A 17,726-nucleotide genomic window follows, 5' to 3' on the forward strand; every position below is an offset into this window, starting at 1 on the left:
TCGCCTTTTAAAGCGTTACGCGCCGACTACGATCGGCCTCGCCAGAGGCGGGACGGCGGCGCTGGTAGGCGCGATGCCGGCTTCGAACTCCGAGCGGAAGTATTTGATTGCGCTGCCCAATGGCTCCACGGCGCCCGGTGCGTGAGCACAGAAGGTCTTGCCTGGGCCAAGGAAGCCGACCAGGCCGAGCAGGGTTTCGATATCACCCTCGCGGCCTTCGCCATTTTCCAGGGCCATCAGCAGCTTCACGCTCCATGGCAGGCCGTCGCGGCAGGGGGTGCAGAAACCGCACGATTCACGCGCGAAGAACTGCTCCATGTTGCGCAGCAACGAAACCATGTTCACCGTGTTGTCGACCGCCATCGCCAGGCCGGTACCCATCCGGGTGCCCACCTTGCCGATGCCGCCGGCATACATTTGCGCGTCGAGGTGCTCAGGCAGCAGGAAACCGGTACCGGCGCCGCCTGGCTGCCAGGCTTTCAAGGTGTAGCCGTCGCGCATGCCGCCGGCGTAGTCCTCGAACAGCTCGCGCGCGGTCACGCCGAATGGCAGCTCCCACAGGCCAGGGTTCTTGACCTTGCCGGAGAAGCCCATGAGCTTGGTGCCCATGTCTTCGCTGCCTTCGCGAGCCAACGATTTGTACCAGTCGACGCCGTCGGCGATGATCGCCGGCACGTTGCACAGGGTTTCCACGTTGTTCACGCAGGTTGGCTTGCCCCACACGCCCACGGCGGCAGGGAAGGGCGGCTTGGAGCGCGGGTTGGCGCGGCGGCCTTCGAGAGAGTTGATCAGTGCGGTTTCTTCACCGCAGATATAACGCCCGGCGCCGGTGTGCACGAACAGTTCGAAGTCGAAACCCGAACCAAGGATGTTCTTGCCCAGCAGGCCCGCTGCCTTGGCTTCCTGCACCGCACGGTTGAGGTGCTTGGCGGCGGTGGTGTATTCGCCACGCAGGAAGATGTAGCCACGGTAGGTTTTCAATGCGCGGGCGCTGATCAGCATGCCTTCGATCAACAGATGGGGCAGTTGCTCCATCAGCATGCGGTCTTTCCAGGTGTTCGGTTCCATTTCATCCGCGTTGCACAGCAGGTAGCGGATGTTGATGGATTCGTCCTTGGGCATCAGGCCCCACTTAACACCCGTGGGGAAGCCTGCACCGCCGCGGCCTTTAAGGCCGGCGTCTTTCACGGTCTGGACGATATCGTCCTGGGCCATGTCGGCGAAGGCTTTGCGCGCAGCGGCGTAACCGTTCTTGGCCTGGTACTCGTCGAGCCATACCGGCTCGCCGTCGTCACGCAGGCGCCAGGTCAGCGGGTGAGTCTCGGCCGAACGCTTGATCAGGTTGGCCGGGCCGAAAGAGGTCAGGGTCATGGGTAGCCCTCGAGCAATTGGGTCACGCCAGCAGGCTGTACGTCACCGAATGTGTCGTCGTCGATCATCAACGCCGGCGCCTTGTCGCAGTTGCCCAGGCAGCACACCGGCAGCAGCGTGAAGCGGCCGTCCGGGGTGGTCTGGCCGAGGCCGATGCCCAGTTTGTTCTGGATCTCGCTGACCACCGACTCGTGGCCACCGATGTAGCAAACCATGCTGTCGCACACGCGAATGATGTGGCGACCCACCGGCTGGCGGAAGATCTGGCTGTAGAACGTCGCCACGCCTTCAACGTCGCTCGCGGGGATGCCAAGGATCTCGCCGATGGCGTAGAGGGCACCGTCAGGCACCCAGCCACGTTCCTTCTGGACGATCTTCAAGGCTTCGATCGACGCCGCGCGCGGGTCTTCGTAGTGATGCAGCTCGTGCTCGATGGCCAAGCGCTCGGTTTCACTCAGGGTGAAACGGTCTGTCTGGATAAGCGTGCTATTCATGCTTAGCGGTCCACGTCGGCCATAACGAAATCGATACTACCCAGGTACGCAATCAAGTCCGCGACCATCTCGCCTTTGATCACCGAAGGGATCTGCTGCAAGTGCGGGAAGCTTGGGGTACGAATCCGGGTGCGGTAGCTCATGGTGCCGCCATCGCTCGTCAGGTAATAACTGTTGATACCCTTGGTCGCTTCAATCATCTGGAAGGATTCGTTGGCCGGCATTACCGGGCCCCACGAAACCTGCAGGAAGTGCGTGATCAGGGTTTCGATGTGCTGCAGCGTGCGCTCTTTCGGCGGCGGCGTGGTCAGCGGGTGATCCGCCTTGTACGGGCCGGCCGGCATGTTGCGCATGCACTGCTCGATGATCTTCAGGCTCTGGCGCATTTCTTCGACGCGCACGATGCAACGGTCGTAGGCATCGCCGTTGGCCGCCAGCGGGACTTCGAATTCGAAGTTCTCGTAGCCGGAGTACGGGCGCGCTTTACGCAGGTCGAAATCGCAGCCGGTCGAACGCAGGCCAGCACCGGTGACGCCCCATTCCAGGGCTTCTTTGGTGTTGTACTGGGCGACGCCGATGGTACGGCCTTTGAGGATGCTGTTGTCCAGCGCTGCCTTTTGGTACTCGTCCAGACGCTTGGGCATCCAGTCGATGAATTCCTTGACCAGGCGCTCCCAGCCATTCGGCAGGTCGTGGGCCACACCGCCGATGCGGTACCAAGCCGGGTGCAGGCGGAAGCCAGTGATGGCTTCGATGACCTTGTAGGCACGCTGACGGTCGGTGAAGGTGAAGAACACCGGGGTCATGGCGCCAACGTCCTGGATATAGGTACCCAGGAACAGCAGGTGGCTGGTGATCCGGAAGAACTCGGCCATCATGATGCGGATGGTGTCGACGCGGTCCGGTACCTTGATGCCGGCCAGCTTCTCGACCGAGAGCACGTACGGCAGGTTGTTCATCACGCCGCCGAGGTAGTCGATACGGTCGGTGTACGGGATGAAGCTGTGCCACGACTGACGTTCGGCCATCTTCTCGGCACCACGGTGGTGGTAGCCGATGTCCGGCACGCAGTCGACGATTTCTTCGCCGTCCAGTTGCAGGATGATACGGAAGGCACCGTGAGCCGAAGGGTGGTTCGGGCCCAGGTTGAGGAACATGTAGTCCTCGTTGGTGCCGGAGCGTTTCATGCCCCAGTCTTCCGGACGGAAGCGCGCGGCCTCTTCTTCAAGCTGTTGCTTGGCGAGGTTGAGGCTGTACGGGTCGAATTCGGTGGCGCGGGCAGGGAAGTCCTTGCGCAGCGGGTGACCTTCCCAGGTGGGCGGCATCATGATGCGCGTCAGGTGCGGGTGGCCCGGGAAGTCGATACCGAACATGTCCCAGACTTCACGCTCGTACCAGCTGGCGTTCGGCCAGATGCCGGTCACGGTCGGTACGCTCAGGTCGCTTTCGGACAGCGCGACCTTGATCATCACGTCGCTGTTACGTTCGATCGAGAGCAGGTGATAGAACACGGTGAAATCGGCGCCGCTCGGCAGGCCTTGACGCTTGGTGCGCAGACGCTCGTCCACGCCATGCAGGTCATAGAGCATGACGTACGGCTTGGGCAGGTTGCGCAGGAAGGTCAGGACTTCGACAAGCTTGGCACGCGCCACCCACAGCACCGGCATACCGGTGCGTGTGGCCTGGGCGGTGAAGGCGTCAGGGCCAAAACGGTTATTGAGTTCGACGACCACATCCTGGTCGTCTGCCTTATAAGGCGGGATGTACAGAGCGCTGCCTGTAGTCATGGTTTTTTATCGCTTTCGGTCAACGTAAAGAATGAAGCCAGGTTTTCGTTCTATAAAAGAAGCGGTGCTGGATCAGACTTCGTCGGGGCTGCGCAGGTTGGTGACTGCGATACGCTGTTCGCGGCGCTGTTCCTTTTGCGACGGCATCTCGGCGCGATACACGCCTTGATCGCCGACGACCCAGGAAAGCGGGCGACGCTCCTTGCCAATCGATTCCTGCAACAGCATCAAGCCTTGCAAGAACGCTTCAGGGCGGGGCGGGCAGCCAGGCACGTAGACGTCCACGGGCAGGAACTTGTCCACCCCTTGAACCACGGAGTAGATGTCGTACATGCCACCGGAGTTGGCGCACGAACCCATGGAGATAACCCACTTTGGTTCGAGCATTTGCTCGTAGAGACGCTGAATGATCGGCGCCATCTTGATAAAGCAGGTACCGGCGATAACCATGAAATCCGCCTGACGCGGCGATGCCCGGATAACTTCGGCGCCAAAGCGCGCGATATCGTGGGGCGCCGTAAAGGCGGTGGTCATTTCCACGTAGCAGCAGGACAGACCGAAGTTGTACGGCCACAGGGAGTTTTTACGCCCCCAGTTGACCGCGCCACTCAGCACGTCTTCCAGCTTGCCCATGTAGATGTTTTTGTGGACTTGATCTTCTAACGGATCGGAAACGGTTTCCCGTTCGCCGATAGGGTACTGATCGTTAGGAGCATCCGGGTCGATCCTGGTGAGATTGTATTGCATCGCCAAAGCCTCATTGTTTCAGCTTCGCTTGCCGCTTACGACGAGCTTCCGGAGCCCAATCAAGGGCGCCCACTCGGAACAAGTAGACAAGGCCTGCCAACAGAATTGCTATGAAAACGAGGGCTTCGACGAATCCGGTCCAGCCGCTTTCGCGGACGGACACAGACCAGGCAAAGAGAAAAAGGGCTTCGATATCGAAGATCACGAACAGCATCGCGACCAGATAGAATTTGGCTGAGAGCCGCAAGCGGGCGCCACCTGTAGGCAGCATGCCGGACTCGAACGGTTCATTCTTGCTGCGGCCCCAGGCTTTTGACCCGAGGAGGCTGGAGACACCGAGCATGAAGGCGCAAAGGCCGACAACACCGAGGAGGAAAATGGCAAAGCCCCAGTTGTGGGCCATGAGTCCTGTCGCTTCGGTCATGCTGGAAATCCTTAACAGAGAGCAAAGGTCTCTGAGCTCGAAAAAGTAACGATGCAGTGACGATATGTCGCACTGCAATCAATCGCGGTGATTTTATGGCTAAACACCGGGCAAGTAAAATTCCTAGGGCGAAATTATTCGGTGGAATAAGCACATAGTGCACCTTCTTGGGGCTGTAGCCCTTATGGGGCGGGCATTAGCGGGCATTTAATCAAATGTGTTTTGTTTAACCGGTAACGAAGTTTTTATGAGTCAAATGATAATGAATATTGTTTGCGTGGGGTTTAAGCGAATGTTTCTCGTGTGGCGCGGGAAGTTGCCGTTACTTGGTTGATTGCGGCTTAGTTGCCGATTGGGATCTTTTAACCGATTGGGCTCTGGCAAATACCGCTCTGGATCAATGTTTTGCACAAAAAGTACCCGGCTCGGTCTCTGTGGGAGCCGGGCTTGCCCGCGATGGCGGTGTGTCAGCAAAAGAATGTGGTGACTGGCACGCCGCCATCGTAGGCAAGCCAGCTCCAACATCTGCTCTGCATTGCGTCAGTCAGATTTTTTCACGCAAAAAAACGCCCCGAACCAGTCGGGGCGTGATTGTTGTGCGGCACTGCGGTTAGCTTTTGAACGGTTACGCAGTGGCCGTGTACTCGATACTTAGTGGAACTGCTCTTCTTCGGTCGAACCGGTCAGCGCGGTCACGGACGAGGAGCCGCCCTGGATCACGGTGGTCATGTCGTCGAAGTAGCCGGTGCCCACTTCCTGCTGGTGCGCCACGAAGGTGTAGCCCTTGGCGGCGTCAGCGAACTCTTGCTCCTGCAGCTTCACGTAGGCGGTCATGTCGTTGCGGGCGTAGTCGTGCGCCAGGTTGAACATGCTGTGCCACATGTTGTGAATGCCGGCCAGGGTGATGAACTGGTGCTTGTAGCCCATGGCGGACAGTTCGCGCTGGAACTTGGCGATGGTCGCGTCGTCCAGGTTTTTCTTCCAGTTGAAGGAAGGCGAGCAGTTGTACGACAGCAGTTGGTCCGGGTATTCCTTCTTGATCGCTTCGGCGAAACGACGGGCTTCGTCCAGGTCCGGCTTGGCGGTTTCGCACCAGATCAGATCGGCGTACGGCGCGTAGGCCAGGCCACGGGCGATCGCCTGGTCGAGACCGGCGCGCACTTTGTAGAAACCTTCCTGGGTACGTTCGCCGGTCACGAATGGCTGGTCGTACGGGTCGCAGTCGGAGGTCAGCAAGTCAGCGGCGTTGGCATCGGTACGCGCCAGGATGATGGTTGGTGTGCCGGCAACGTCAGCGGCCAGGCGGGCAGCGGTCAGCTTCTGTACGGCTTCCTGGGTTGGCACCAGTACCTTGCCGCCCATGTGGCCGCACTTCTTCACCGAAGCCAGTTGGTCTTCGAAGTGCACGCCGGCAGCGCCTGCCTCGATCATGCTCTTCATCAGCTCGTAGGCGTTGAGTACGCCGCCGAAACCGGCTTCAGCGTCAGCCACGATGGGGGCGAAGTAGTCGATGTAGCCTTCGTCGCCCGGACCTTTGCCAGCTTTCCATTGGATCTGGTCGGCACGACGGAACGAGTTGTTGATGCGCTTGACCACGGTTGGAACCGAATCCACCGGGTACAGCGATTGGTCGGGGTACATGGATTCAGCGGAGTTGTTGTCCGCCGCCACTTGCCAGCCGGACAGGTAGATTGCCTGGATACCGGCTTTGACCTGTTGGACTGCCTGGCCACCGGTAAGGGCGCCCATGCAGTTGACGAAATCTTTGTCGGGACGGAAGGAAGGCTTGGCACCTTGGGTGACCAGGTTCCACAGCTTCTCGGCGCCGAGTTTTGCAAAGGTGTGCTCAGGTTGAACCGAGCCACGCAGGCGGACGACGTCAGCAGCGGAATAAGCGCGGGTCACGCCTTTCCAGCGTGGGTTTTCAGCCCAGTCTTTCTCAAGGGCTGCAATTTGCTGTTCGCGTGTCAGTGCCATGGAAGTAAACCTCGTCGCGTCTTCGTGTGGTGGAAAAATCCATTTGCCAGCCCTGCATTCAATGCGTGGGCAGGGCTGCTCGCTGACCAGAAGCTTAGGCGGTCATGTCGGGTCTGGCGGGGAATGCGACGGGATGAACGATTGGCGAGAGGGGGGAGCAGGTAAAGGCAGACCAGGAACAGTCTTCAGGCGTCGTGGGCCCTTAGGTGTTCAGCAGCGTGTAGCCGGGTTACCTGGTTAGCTTCCGTCCCTCGGGACAACTTCGTTCCAGTCGCAACCTCGTCAAACACACCTTGTGGGCGGTACAGACACGAATCGGCTCAGGTGGGTAGCTTAGAGCGGCGATCCGAAGGCCCTTGCCAGGGCCCCTGATTAGCGGGAGCGAGGCCATCATGCCCATGCTTTTTTGGATCGTCAAATGGTTTGTAGTGCTTTTTTTTGAGCACTACATCTTTAGTCTAATACGACTCATCAGTCAGTTTTTGGTGCTTCAGTTCAGGGTGTCGACCTTGACCCGCACCGTTAGGTCGTCGCGGCCCTGAGTAGAGTAGCTGCGGGTTGTAGAGGATTTGTCGGCCTGGGTTTCGCGATTGATGCCAGCCAGGGTAATCCACTCGCCCAACTGCCCGCTGACGGTTGTGTCGGTGCTTTGCACGTTCACTACATCGGGACGTTCCTGGCTCATGCGGTCACGGTTGGTACTGATTGCCAGGTGCACGGTTTCACCGGTGACGCTGGCTGTGACGTAGAAGCCCTGGGTGACGTTGCGGTACTGGGTCTGGTTTTGCAGACGGCCATAGCTGTCTTGCTGGGTGGTAGTGAGCGGTACGCTTTGACCCACCTGGATCAAGGCGGGTACGCCTTCACTGGCCTGGATCTGCTGGATACCGCCGTCGCGGCTGGTGGTGCCGTAGCTGATGATGCGGGTCTGGCTGTCGCCGCTGTTCTGCTGATTGCTTTCGTTGGTGTCGACGGTGATCAGCAAGCGCTTGGCCGGGGTGTCCAGTTGCGAGAGCAGGGCGCGCAAGTCCTGGATCTTGGCGGGGTCGGCCTTAACGATCAGTTGGTTGCCGTAGGCACTGACGGTGCCGTCCTTGCCAATGAAGTTCTGTGCCACAGGCAGTAGGTCGGCGCTGGTGCGGTTGCTCAGGTTGACGACTTCAGTGTCGGCCATGGCCGAGACGCTGGCGGTCAGGAGAAGGGCGGTGAGCAGGGTGCGTAGGGACATGTCCGTGATCTCTGCGAGTCATTTGGGCTTGAGTTTGCCAGTTTGTCGGCCTGGCGTGTAGTGAGCGGGCTTGCCCCGCGCTGGGCTGCGCAGCAGCCCCAATAAAAACGCCGAGTTCTTTCTGGAAGAACTCGGCGTCTGGTTTTAGGGCTGCTGCGCAGCCCAGCGCGGGGCAAGCCCGCTCACTACAAACCAGTGCCCCGGATCAGTCCCCGCGCACCATATCCACATGCGGAATCCCGACTTCAAGAAACTCATCACTGACAATCTTGAAACCCAACCGCTCATAGAACGGCGCCGCATAAACCTGCGCACTCAGAAACTGCCGGGTCTGGCCGCGTTTCTCGGCCTCGCCAATCACCGCTTCCATCAGCTTGTCGCCGACCTTCAGCCCGCGCCAGTCCTTGAGCACCGACACGCGACCAATCTCGCCGCTGGGCAGCAGGCGAGCAGTGCCGATAGGAAAGTCGCCTTCAAATGCAAGAAAGTGCATGGCGCCAGCGTCGTCCGCGTCCCACTCCAGCTCCGGTGGAACCGATTGTTCAGCGATAAACACCGCTTCACGAATGCGCCGAATCTCGTCGATATCCTTTCGCCAGTCCGCGACACGTACGTGAATCTTATTCATCGGCAAATCCCAGGCTGCCTTGCTTGACCAATTCGCACAGCAGGTCGCGACCGTCTTCATCCGCCAGCCATGGGCCGAGGTTTTCAGCATGCAAGGCGTCGGCGGCGCAGATCAGCTTCAACAGCTCGCGCAATTTGCCTGGCAAGTAACGGCTCTGGCCGCTGGCGAACAGCAGCACGTCGTCGTCCACTTCCGACCAGGCCATTCGCGCGCTCGGGTTGCGCACGAGGATCGCGCCGTCTTGCAGGCTGCTGATGAAGTCTTCTTCGCCCACTTCTTCACCGGCCACCAGTTCCGGGTAACGTGGCTCGGTCATGAACTGGCCGAACCAGGTCAGCAGCATGCGCTCGTCGCTCATGTGCTCGGCCAGCAGGCTCTTGAGGCGGTCGAGGGCGTCGCTCTGGATCTGGTGCGGGTCGCTGACGGGTTGGGCGTCGGCGTCGGTGTAACGCTCTTCGTCGGTCAGGTACTGGGCCAGGAAGTCGGTGAAGTGGGTCAGCACTTCAGCAGCGCTTGGCGCGCGGAAGCCGACCGAGTAGGTCATGCAGTCATCTTCGGCAATGCCGAAGTGCGCCAGGCGCGGCGGCAGGTAGAGCATGTCGCCCGGTTCCAGGACCCATTCGGCGCTTTCTTCAAATTCGGCGAGGATACGCAGGTCAGCGTGTTGCAGCAGCGGGCTTTCGGAGCTGCACATCTGGCCGATCTTCCAGTTGCGCTTGCCCTGGGCTTGCAGCAGGAACACATCGTAGTTGTCGAAGTGCGGACCCACGCTGCCACCCGGGGCCGCAAAGCTGATCATCACATCGTCGATGCGCCAGCTCGGCAGAAAGCGGAACTGCTCCAGCAGCTCGGCCACTTCCGGTACGAACTGGTCGACGGCCTGCACCAGCAGGGTCCACTCACGCTCGGGCAGGGTGCTGAAGGCGTCTTCAGCGAACGGGCCGCGACGCAGTTCCCACGGACGCTCGCCGTGTTCGATCACCAGGCGCGATTCGACTTCTTCTTCTAGGGCCAGGCCGGCCAGTTCGTCGGCGTCGATCGGGCTTTCGAAATCAGGAATGGCCTGACGAATCAGCAGCGGTTTTTTCTGCCAATAGTCGCGCAGGAATTCCCGTGCCGTGATGCCGCCCAGAAGTTGAAGAGGGATATCAGGATTCATGTGTAACCTATTGAAAAAATGCACTTTTCAGACTGAAATAAAAACGCCCGGCGCGGCCGGGCGTCTCAAGGGTCTTGCGGTAATCAGATGCGCTTGGCTTGCTCTACAGCGTTGCCGATGTAGTTGGCCGGGGTCAGCAGCTTCAGCTCGGCCTTGGCGGCGGCTGGCATGTCCAGGCCGTCGATGAAAGTTTGCAGTGCTTCGGGGCTGATGCCCTTGCCGCGCGTCAACTCTTTCAGCTTCTCGTAAGGGTTTTCGATGTTGTAGCGGCGCATCACGGTCTGGATTGGCTCGGCCAGGACTTCCCAGCACGCGTCCAGGTCAGCGGCGATCTTCTGCGCGTTGAGCTCAAGCTTGCTGATGCCTTTGAGGCTGGCTTCGTAGGCGATCACGCTGTGAGCGAAGCCCACACCGAGGTTGCGCAGTACGGTGGAGTCGGTCAGGTCGCGCTGCCAGCGGGAGATCGGCAACTTGCTGGCCAGGTGCTGGAACAGGGCGTTGGCGATGCCGAGGTTGCCTTCGGAGTTTTCGAAGTCGATCGGGTTGACCTTGTGCGGCATGGTCGACGAGCCGATTTCACCGGCAATGGTGCGCTGCTTGAAGTAGCCCAGGGAGATGTAGCCCCAGATATCGCGATCGAAGTCGATCAGGATGGTGTTGAAGCGCGCAATGGCGTCGAACAGCTCGGCAATGTAGTCGTGCGGTTCGATCTGCGTGGTGTACGGGTTGAAGCCCAGGCCCAGCTCGTCTTCGATGAAGGCGCGGGCGTTGGCTTCCCAGTCGATCTCAGGGTAGGCGGACAAGTGGGCGTTGTAGTTGCCTACGGCGCCATTGATCTTGCCCAGCAGTGGCACGGCTGCGACCTGAGCGATCTGGCGCTCCAGGCGGTACACCACGTTGGCCAGTTCTTTGCCCAAGGTCGTTGGCGATGCCGGCTGGCCGTGGGTGCGCGACAGCATCGGCACATCGGCGAAACGGATAGCCAGTTCGCGGATGGCTTCAGCGGTCTGGCGCATCAGCGGCAGCATGACGTCATCACGGCCTTCGCGCAGCATCAGGGCGTGGGACAGGTTGTTGATGTCCTCGCTGGTGCAGGCAAAGTGGATGAACTCGCTGACCTGGGCCAATTCCGGCAGCTTGGCCGCTTGCTCTTTCAGCAAGTATTCGATGGCTTTGACGTCGTGGTTGGTGGTGCGCTCGATCTCTTTCACACGCTCGGCGTGCTCCAGGGAGAAGTTTTCCGCCAAGGTGTTGAGCACAGCGTTGGCTTGCGCGGAAAACGCCGGCACTTCGCTGATGGCGGGGTGAGCGGCCAGGCGCTGGAGCCAGCGCACTTCAACCAGTACGCGAGCACGGATCAGGCCGTATTCGCTGAAAATAGGGCGCAGGGCCTGGGTTTTGCCGGCGTAGCGGCCGTCAACAGGGGAAACCGCAGTGAGCGAAGAAAGCTGCATGGGGTGTTCTCGGACAGTCGGGCAACGAAATGGGGCGCGTATCATACATGAAAAAATCCGCCGGTCCGTTGCCAACTGACCGGCGTATTACGCGTAACGGCTTGAAAATGAGCGGCTGGTGCGACTTATTCGTTGCGCATCAACGGGTAAAGTTCTTTGAGCAATTTGCGACGGCTGATGACCAACTGCCAACGATGTCCGCCCAACTGGCGCCACAAGCGCGCCGAGCGAATACCGGCCAGAAGCAGGGCGCGGATTTTCGAGGCGTTGTTTGGCTGTTGCAGGTTGCGCATGTCGCCGTGTACCTGGATTCGTTGGCGCAAGGTGCTCAAGGTGTCCTGGTACAGCGCACCGCAGGCGGCAACCACGTTTTCGTGGGCCGGGCCGAAGTGTTCCACTTGGGATTGGATTTGCGGCAGGCGCTTGCCGATGACCTCGAGCATGTCCTCGCGCTTGGCCAGTTGACGCTCAAGGCCGAGCATCGACAGCGCGTAGCGCAACGGCTCGCGCTGCAAGGTGCTGGGGTCGCGCTCAAGGGCGCCGATCAGCGCGCGGTAACCTTCACGCAGCGCGATATCGTCACCCCCGTAGACTTCCAGGGTGTCCTTGGGGTCGCGGATCAGCAGGCTGCCAAGCATGCAGGTCAGTCCGGCTTCGGTGACCTGGCCGGTCTTGGCGATCTTGTCCACCAACACCGCAGCCAGGAAAACCCCGCCCAGCGCGGTCAATTGCTCCTGGGTCGGGCTCATGCGGGGTTGCTCCAGGCTTCGGCCACTTCAATCACGCCGCCGCCCAGGCAGATTTCGCCGTCATAGAACACCACGGACTGGCCAGGGGTGACTGCGCGCTGCGGGTCATCGAACGTCGCACGATAGCCGGTGGCGGTTTTTTCCAGGGTGCAGGGCTGATCGCCCTGGCGATAGCGCACTTTGGCGGTCAGGCGACGCGGGCTGCTCAGGTCGATCGGGTTGACCCAATAGATCTCGGAAGCCAGCAGGGCGCCGGAGAACAGCAATGGATGTTCGTTGCCCTGGCCAACAATCAGCACGTTGTGTTCCAGGTCCTTGACCAGCACGTACCACGGCTCTTCACCGGCGTCTTTCAAGCCGCCAATGCCCAAGCCCTGGCGCTGGCCGATGGTGTGGTACATCAGGCCATGGTGACGGCCGATGACGTCGCCTTCGGTGGTTTTGATTTCACCCGGTTGCGCCGGCAGGTATTGCTTGAGGAAGTCGCTGAAGCGGCGCTCGCCGATAAAGCAGATCCCGGTCGAATCCTTCTTTTTGGCGGTGGCCAGGCCGTGTTTCTCGGCGATCCTGCGTACTTCGGGCTTTTCCAGCTCACCCACCGGGAACAGGGTCTTGGCGATCTGTTCACCGCCAACGGCGTGCAGGAAGTAGCTCTGGTCCTTGTTCGGGTCCAGGCCCTTGAGCAGTTCGGTGCGGCCCTCGATGTCGCAGCGGCGCACGTAGTGGCCAGTGGCGATCAGATCGGCGCCGAGCATCATCGCGTAGTCGAGGAACGCCTTGAACTTGATTTCACGGTTACACAGGATGTCTGGGTTCGGCGTGCGGCCGGCCTTGTATTCGGCCAGGAAGTGCTCGAACACGTTGTCCCAGTATTCGGCGGCAAAGTTGGCGGTGTGCAGCTTGATACCGATCTTGTCGCACACGGCCTGGGCGTCCGCCAGGTCGTCCATGGCGGTGCAATATTCCGTTCCATCGTCTTCTTCCCAGTTCTTCATGAACAGGCCTTCCACCTCATAACCCTGCTCCATGAGCAGAACGGCGGAAACGGAAGAATCCACGCCGCCGGACATGCCGACGATGACGCGCTTCTTTTGGGTGTCAGAAGGGGCTGGATCACGCATAGGTTTCAACGGGTGTCTTGAAAAAGGACGCGATTCTATCAGGCCCGAGCCTTCAAGGCTAAAGAGAAGGGCGGATCAATTCGAGACTGTGGCGCTGGCCGGCCAGATAATCGTCGATACAGCGGATGATCAGCTCGCTGCGCCAGCTGTCGCGCAGGGCCATCAGCTCGTCACGGGTCAGCCAGCGGGCGCGGATGATGCCTTCGTCGAGTTGATAGTCCGGGTGGTGTTTCAGGGCTTTGGCGGTAAAGCAGACTCGCTGGTAGGTCACGCCATTGCTGGGGGCGGTGTACAGGTAGATGCCGACGAGGCTGGTGGCTTCGACGTCCCAGCCGGTTTCTTCAAGGGTTTCGCGTACGGCGGCCTCGATCAGGGTTTCATGCGGGTCGAGGTGGCCGGCGGGTTGGTTGAGTACGGCGCGGCCGCCCTTGAGTTCTTCGACCATCAGGAAGCGGCCGTTGTCTTCGACGAGGGTAGCGACGGTGATGTGGGGTTGCCAGGTCATGGGAGTTCTCGATGAATCAGAGGGGCAAACGCGCATCATACAGGGGCGCCCGCCGAGCGCCCCTGTTGTTTACTTCGCGGCCTTGGTGATGGCGTCGAAGGCGACCATGTCGTCAATGACTTCACCGCCGGTGGCTTTGGTTTGCGCTTGCCACACGACGATCACCACTTTTTTGCTAGGGTTGATGTAGATGAACTGGCCGAAAATGCCTGCAGCCGTGAAGGCTTTGTCGGCCTTGGAGGCGTCGGTCCATGCGGGCCACCACATGGAGGCAAAATCACCGTACGCGGGATCGGTGCCGGTGGTGGCGCTGGCAAAGCTCATCCAGTCCTTGGGCAACACTTGCTTGTCGCCGGCCTTGCCGCCGCTGAGTACGAATTGTCCGAACCGCCCGTAATCTTCCAGCGTTGCGCTGATGCCGCTACCGCCCACTTCATTGCCGTTAGGGCCATCGAGCCACCAGTTGGCGTCGGTTTGCATGCCGTACGGCGCCCAGATCTTCTCACTCAGGTACTGCGCCAGCGGCTTGCCCACTGCGGCGCTGACCAGTTGTCCCAAGACTTGGGTTTCGCCGGTGCTGTAGTTGGTTCGGGTCCCAGGAGGCGCGGCGCTGGGCAGGCTGGCCATGAATTTGAGCGCGGAGCCGGGTACTTGCTCGGTTTGCAGCTTGAGCATCATGCGGCGGTCTGATGTGGGGTCAGCATACTTTTCGCTCCATTTGACCCCGGAGCGCATCGCCAGGACCTGACGTACCGTGGCCTGGTCATAACCGCTGCCAGCCAGTGCGGGCAGGTAGCGGGTCACTTTGTCATCAAGGCTTTTGATCGAGCCATCCTGCAGTGCAGCGCCGACGAGGGTCGAGGTAATGGATTTGGCCACTGACATCGACATCCAGCGGGTAGCCGGTGTGTTGCCTTTTTCGTAGCGTTCAGTAACGACTTGACCGTCCTTGATCACTAGCAGGCCTGTTACCCGGTTCAGGGTGACATAGTCATCGAGGCTGTAGCGTTTGCCTTCGTAGTCGAATGTGACCGGGCTCAGTGGTTGGCTGCTGCGCGGCAGTGGAAACGGGTGGCCGCCGGCTGGAATGGTGCGCACCGGGAATAAGCGGTCGATGTTGCGGAAGGTGCTGACAGCTGCGTCGGGGCTTAGTTTGCCGTCGTACATCGTCTGCACGTCGCCAATCGGCTCCTGTGCGTGGGGATAGGGCGGCGAATGGGTTGCGCAGGCGGTCAGCAGTGCGATCGCTGAAGCCCAGGCCAGCGCTTGGAAGTGAGCTCTTTGCATGGAAACTTCCCTATGTATGGTTTTCTGAATGGCTTGAACCAAAACCCAAAGCAAGTCCTGCGCCCATTCTCCAAAAAAAACGCAAAAAAAATCCGGGACCCTTTCGGGTTCCGGATTTTCCTGCTGTGTGAAGATCAGCCCGCAATCGTCACATCAGCGACACCGTGAAGCATCACACCAGCGCAGCAATCGCCGCATTGAGCGTGTTGCTCGGACGCATGGCCTTGCTGGTCAGCTCTGGGCTCGGCGCGTAGTAGCCGCCGATGTCCACTGGCTTGCCCTGTACGGCGTTGAGTTCGGCAACGATGGTTGCTTCGTTCGCGGTCAGGGTTTTTGCCAATTCGCCAAACTGCGCTTGCAGTGCAGTGTCTTCGGTCTGAGCGGCCAGGGCTTGAGCCCAGTACAGCGCCAGGTAGAAGTGGCTGCCGCGGTTGTCGATGTTGCCGACTTTGCGCGATGGCGACTTGTTGTTGTCGAGGAACTGGCCGGTGGCCTGGTCCAGGGTCTTGGACAGTACCAGGGCTTTCGGGTTGTTGTACGTCACACCCAAATGCTCAAGGGAGGCGGCCAGGGCCAGGAACTCGCCCAGGGAGTCCCAACGCAGGAAGTTCTCTTCGACCAGTTGCTGCACGTGTTTCGGAGCCGAACCGCCAGCGCCGGTTTCGAACAGGCCACCGCCGTTCATCAGCGGCACGATGGACAGCATCTTGGCGCTGGTGCCCAGTTCCATGATCGGGAACAGGTCGGTCAGGTAGTCACGCAGCACGTTACCCGTCACCGAGATGGTGTCCAGGCCCTTGCGGGTGCGCTCCAGGGTGAACTTCATCGCGTCGACGGGCGACATGATGCGGATGTCCAGGCCTTCGGTGTTGTGGTCTTTCAGGTAAGCCTGAACTTTCTCGACCACGACACCATCGTGTGCACGCTGTGGGTCCAGCCAGAAAATGGCCGGGGTGTTGCTGGCGCGGGCACGGTTGACGGCCAGTTTGACCCAGTCCTGGATCGGCGCGTCTTTGGTCTGGCACATGCGGAAGATGTCGCCGGCTTCGACTTTCTGTTCCATCAGCAGGCTGCCCTTGCTGTCGGTGACGCGGACTACGCCGTCAGCCTTGATCTGGAACGTCTTGTCGTGGGAGCCGTACTCTTCGGCTTTCTTGGCCATCAGGCCAACGTTTGGCACGCTGCCCATGGTGGTTGGGTCGAACGCGCCATTGGCCTTGCAGTCTTCGATGACGGCTTGGTAAATGGTGGCGTAGCAGCGATCCGGAATCACAGCCTTGGTGTCGTGCAGCTGGCCGTCGGTGCCCCACATTTTGCCGGAGTCACGGATCATGGCAGGCATCGAGGCGTCGACGATGACGTCGCTCGGCACGTGCAGGTTGGTGATGCCTTTGTCGGAGTTGACCATCGCCAGGGCAGGGCGAGCGGCGTAGACCGTCTGGATGTCAGCTTCGATCTGCGCTTGCTGGTCAGCCGGCAGGGCCTTGATGCGTGCGTACAGGTCGCCGATGCCGTTGTTCAGGTTGAAGCCGATCTGCTCCAGCACGGTCGCGTGCTTGGCCAGGGCGTCTTTATAGAACTCGGCAACGATCTGGCCGAACATGATCGGGTCGGAGACCTTCATCATGGTGGCTTTCAGGTGAACCGACAGCAGCACGCCTTGTTTCTTGGCGTCTTCGATTTCAGCGGCGATGAACGAACGCAGGGCTTTTTTGCTCAGTACGGCGGTGTCGATGATTTCGCCAGCCTGTACCGAGGTTTTTTCCTTCAGGACGGTCGCAGTGCCGTCTTGAGCGATCAGCTCGATCTTGACGGCATCAGCGCCTTCGATCTGTACGGCTTTTTCGCTGCCGTAGAAGTCGCCACTGTTCATGTGCGCAATGTGCGACTTGGAGTCGGCAGCCCAGGCGCCCATTTTGTGCGGGTGCTTGCGTGCATAGTTCTTGACCGACAGCGGTGCGCGGCGGTCGGAGTTGCCTTCGCGCAGTACCGGGTTCACGGCGCTGCCCTTGACCTTGTCGTAACGTGCACGGGTTTCTTTTTCCGCGTCGGTGGTTACGGTTTCCGGGTAGTCCGGCAGGGCGTAGCCCTGGGCCTGCAGTTCCTTGATCGCGGCTTGCAGCTGCGGGGTCGAGGCGCTGATGTTAGGCAGCTTGATGATGTTGGCTTCAGGCGTAACGGCCAGGTCGCCCAGTTCGGCGAGGTGGTCCGGGATAGCCTTTGCGCCCAGTTGCTCGGGGAAGCTTGCGAGGATACGCGCGGCGAGGGAGATGTCGCGGGTTTCCACGGCAATATCAGCGGAAGCGGTGAAGGCCTCTACGATAGGCAGCAGTGAATAGGTGGCGAGTGCCGGGGCTTCGTCGGTGAAGGTATAGATGATCTTCGAGCGGGTGGGCATATTCGGATTAACTCTCTTCTTTGCTGAAAGCGTGCGCAGAAACTCGAGATGCGCCGGGTGGAGCGCGTTCGTTCAAAGTCATCCATGAGCGAAATGTCGAGGTTTCTTCGCGGTGATGTTGGGTTGCATCAGTCGAGCGTCAAGCGGGTGGACTATTGTAATAGTCCTGCTTTGCGAGCCGAGGGCATCTGTTCTAGAGCGGTCGGCTATCGTGACTCTTTGGTCAGCGGCGGCATTATACATAGGTCGCTATGCTTACGCCGAGCCTTCATACAAAAGGTGTGTCGTCCATTGGTCTAAAGGTCGCAGGTGTCGGGTTACGCCTAAAGTCGCACGATGTGCTCAAGATTGGCGCTTTTCCCTTTGCTTTCAGGATTGTAGGCGACAATTTATGTTG

15 protein-coding genes are annotated in these 17,726 nt (G+C 60.0%); all 15 read right to left on the minus strand.

Annotated features, from left to right (window positions below):
- Positions 1 to 15: 15 nt before the first annotated feature.
- The 15 genes from nuoF to BFP95_RS27730 all read right to left on the minus strand — a co-directional run bounded on the left by nuoF (position 16) and on the right by BFP95_RS27730 (position 17,329).
- Entirely contained in the window at positions 16 to 1,371 is a 1,356-nt protein-coding gene (nuoF, locus tag BFP95_RS27660) for an NADH-quinone oxidoreductase subunit NuoF (protein WP_065872061.1), read from the minus strand.
- On the minus strand, positions 1,368 to 1,865 hold the full coding sequence (nuoE, locus tag BFP95_RS27665) for an NADH-quinone oxidoreductase subunit NuoE (protein ID WP_065872062.1): 498 nt from the start codon (positions 1,863 to 1,865) through the stop codon (positions 1,368 to 1,370). The genes nuoF and nuoE overlap by 4 nt, the downstream gene beginning before the upstream one ends.
- Before the next feature lie 2 nt (positions 1,866 to 1,867).
- On the minus strand, positions 1,868 to 3,652 hold the full coding sequence (gene nuoC / locus BFP95_RS27670; RefSeq protein ID WP_065872063.1) for an NADH-quinone oxidoreductase subunit C/D: 1,785 nt from the start codon (positions 3,650 to 3,652) through the stop codon (positions 1,868 to 1,870).
- Positions 3,653 to 3,724: 72 nt separating this feature from the next.
- Positions 3,725 to 4,399: a NuoB/complex I 20 kDa subunit family protein gene (locus tag BFP95_RS27675; RefSeq protein ID WP_012724951.1), complete on the minus strand. Its 675-nt coding sequence runs from the start codon at positions 4,397 to 4,399 to the stop codon at positions 3,725 to 3,727.
- Positions 4,400 to 4,409: 10 nt separating this feature from the next.
- A complete protein-coding gene (locus tag BFP95_RS27680) occupies positions 4,410 to 4,823 on the minus strand; it encodes an NADH-quinone oxidoreductase subunit A (RefSeq protein ID WP_003219575.1) in 414 nt (137 codons plus the stop codon).
- Positions 4,824 to 5,474: 651 nt separating this feature from the next.
- The gene (gene aceA, locus BFP95_RS27685; protein ID WP_065872064.1) at positions 5,475 to 6,800 is read right to left on the minus strand and encodes an isocitrate lyase; all 1,326 of its coding nucleotides are present in this window, start codon (positions 6,798 to 6,800) and stop codon (positions 5,475 to 5,477) included.
- Positions 6,801 to 7,290: 490 nt separating this feature from the next.
- Complete coding sequence (locus BFP95_RS27690; protein WP_065881881.1) at positions 7,291 to 8,028, minus strand: secretin N-terminal domain-containing protein; 738 nt, start codon at positions 8,026 to 8,028, stop codon at positions 7,291 to 7,293.
- A gap of 205 nt (positions 8,029 to 8,233) precedes the next feature.
- A complete protein-coding gene (locus tag BFP95_RS27695; RefSeq protein WP_049712672.1) occupies positions 8,234 to 8,656 on the minus strand; it encodes a GNAT family N-acetyltransferase in 423 nt (140 codons plus the stop codon).
- A complete protein-coding gene (locus BFP95_RS27700) occupies positions 8,649 to 9,815 on the minus strand; it encodes a ribosomal protein uL16 3-hydroxylase (protein ID WP_049712673.1) in 1,167 nt (388 codons plus the stop codon). Before BFP95_RS27700 ends, BFP95_RS27695 begins: the two co-directional genes overlap by 8 nt.
- A gap of 83 nt (positions 9,816 to 9,898) precedes the next feature.
- Complete coding sequence (purB, locus tag BFP95_RS27705) at positions 9,899 to 11,269, minus strand: adenylosuccinate lyase (protein WP_065872066.1); 1,371 nt, start codon at positions 11,267 to 11,269, stop codon at positions 9,899 to 9,901.
- Between the two features lie 125 nt (positions 11,270 to 11,394).
- Positions 11,395 to 12,018 (minus strand): high frequency lysogenization protein HflD, encoded by a 624-nt coding sequence (gene hflD / locus BFP95_RS27710; protein WP_065872067.1) that lies wholly within the window; start codon positions 12,016 to 12,018, stop codon positions 11,395 to 11,397.
- Positions 12,015 to 13,139 (minus strand): tRNA 2-thiouridine(34) synthase MnmA, encoded by a 1,125-nt coding sequence (gene mnmA, locus BFP95_RS27715; RefSeq protein ID WP_065910996.1) that lies wholly within the window; start codon positions 13,137 to 13,139, stop codon positions 12,015 to 12,017. The genes hflD and mnmA overlap by 4 nt, the downstream gene beginning before the upstream one ends.
- Before the next feature lie 58 nt (positions 13,140 to 13,197).
- A complete protein-coding gene (locus BFP95_RS27720; protein ID WP_065890767.1) occupies positions 13,198 to 13,644 on the minus strand; it encodes an NUDIX hydrolase in 447 nt (148 codons plus the stop codon).
- 69 nt (positions 13,645 to 13,713) lie between these two features.
- Positions 13,714 to 14,931, minus strand: coding sequence for a serine hydrolase domain-containing protein (locus BFP95_RS27725; protein ID WP_065910997.1), 1,218 nt, complete (start codon positions 14,929 to 14,931; stop codon positions 13,714 to 13,716).
- Positions 14,932 to 15,103: 172 nt separating this feature from the next.
- Positions 15,104 to 17,329, minus strand: coding sequence for an NADP-dependent isocitrate dehydrogenase (locus tag BFP95_RS27730; RefSeq protein WP_065910998.1), 2,226 nt, complete (start codon positions 17,327 to 17,329; stop codon positions 15,104 to 15,106).
- Positions 17,330 to 17,726: the final 397 nt, after the last annotated feature.

This window comes from Pseudomonas sp. 58 R 12 (genome assembly GCF_900005865.1).
Lineage (GTDB): Bacteria > Pseudomonadota > Gammaproteobacteria > Pseudomonadales > Pseudomonadaceae > Aquipseudomonas > Aquipseudomonas tritici.

Coding starts and splice junctions, on each gene's coding strand:
- nuoF (WP_065872061.1), bottom strand. CDS start 1,371: ATGACCCTGACCTCTTTCGGCCCGGCCAACCTGATCAAGCGTTCGGCC.
- nuoE (WP_065872062.1), bottom strand. CDS start 1,865: ATGAATAGCACGCTTATCCAGACAGACCGTTTCACCCTGAGTGAAACC.
- nuoC (WP_065872063.1), bottom strand. CDS start 3,652: ATGACTACAGGCAGCGCTCTGTACATCCCGCCTTATAAGGCAGACGAC.
- BFP95_RS27675 (WP_012724951.1), bottom strand. CDS start 4,399: ATGCAATACAATCTCACCAGGATCGACCCGGATGCTCCTAACGATCAG.
- BFP95_RS27680 (WP_003219575.1), bottom strand. CDS start 4,823: ATGACCGAAGCGACAGGACTCATGGCCCACAACTGGGGCTTTGCCATT.
- aceA (WP_065872064.1), bottom strand. CDS start 6,800: ATGGCACTGACACGCGAACAGCAAATTGCAGCCCTTGAGAAAGACTGG.
- BFP95_RS27690 (WP_065881881.1), bottom strand. CDS start 8,028: ATGTCCCTACGCACCCTGCTCACCGCCCTTCTCCTGACCGCCAGCGTC.
- BFP95_RS27695 (WP_049712672.1), bottom strand. CDS start 8,656: ATGAATAAGATTCACGTACGTGTCGCGGACTGGCGAAAGGATATCGAC.
- BFP95_RS27700 (WP_049712673.1), bottom strand. CDS start 9,815: ATGAATCCTGATATCCCTCTTCAACTTCTGGGCGGCATCACGGCACGG.
- purB (WP_065872066.1), bottom strand. CDS start 11,269: ATGCAGCTTTCTTCGCTCACTGCGGTTTCCCCTGTTGACGGCCGCTAC.
- hflD (WP_065872067.1), bottom strand. CDS start 12,018: ATGAGCCCGACCCAGGAGCAATTGACCGCGCTGGGCGGGGTTTTCCTG.
- mnmA (WP_065910996.1), bottom strand. CDS start 13,139: ATGCGTGATCCAGCCCCTTCTGACACCCAAAAGAAGCGCGTCATCGTC.
- BFP95_RS27720 (WP_065890767.1), bottom strand. CDS start 13,644: ATGACCTGGCAACCCCACATCACCGTCGCTACCCTCGTCGAAGACAAC.
- BFP95_RS27725 (WP_065910997.1), bottom strand. CDS start 14,931: ATGCAAAGAGCTCACTTCCAAGCGCTGGCCTGGGCTTCAGCGATCGCA.
- BFP95_RS27730 (WP_065910998.1), bottom strand. CDS start 17,329: ATGCCCACCCGCTCGAAGATCATCTATACCTTCACCGACGAAGCCCCG.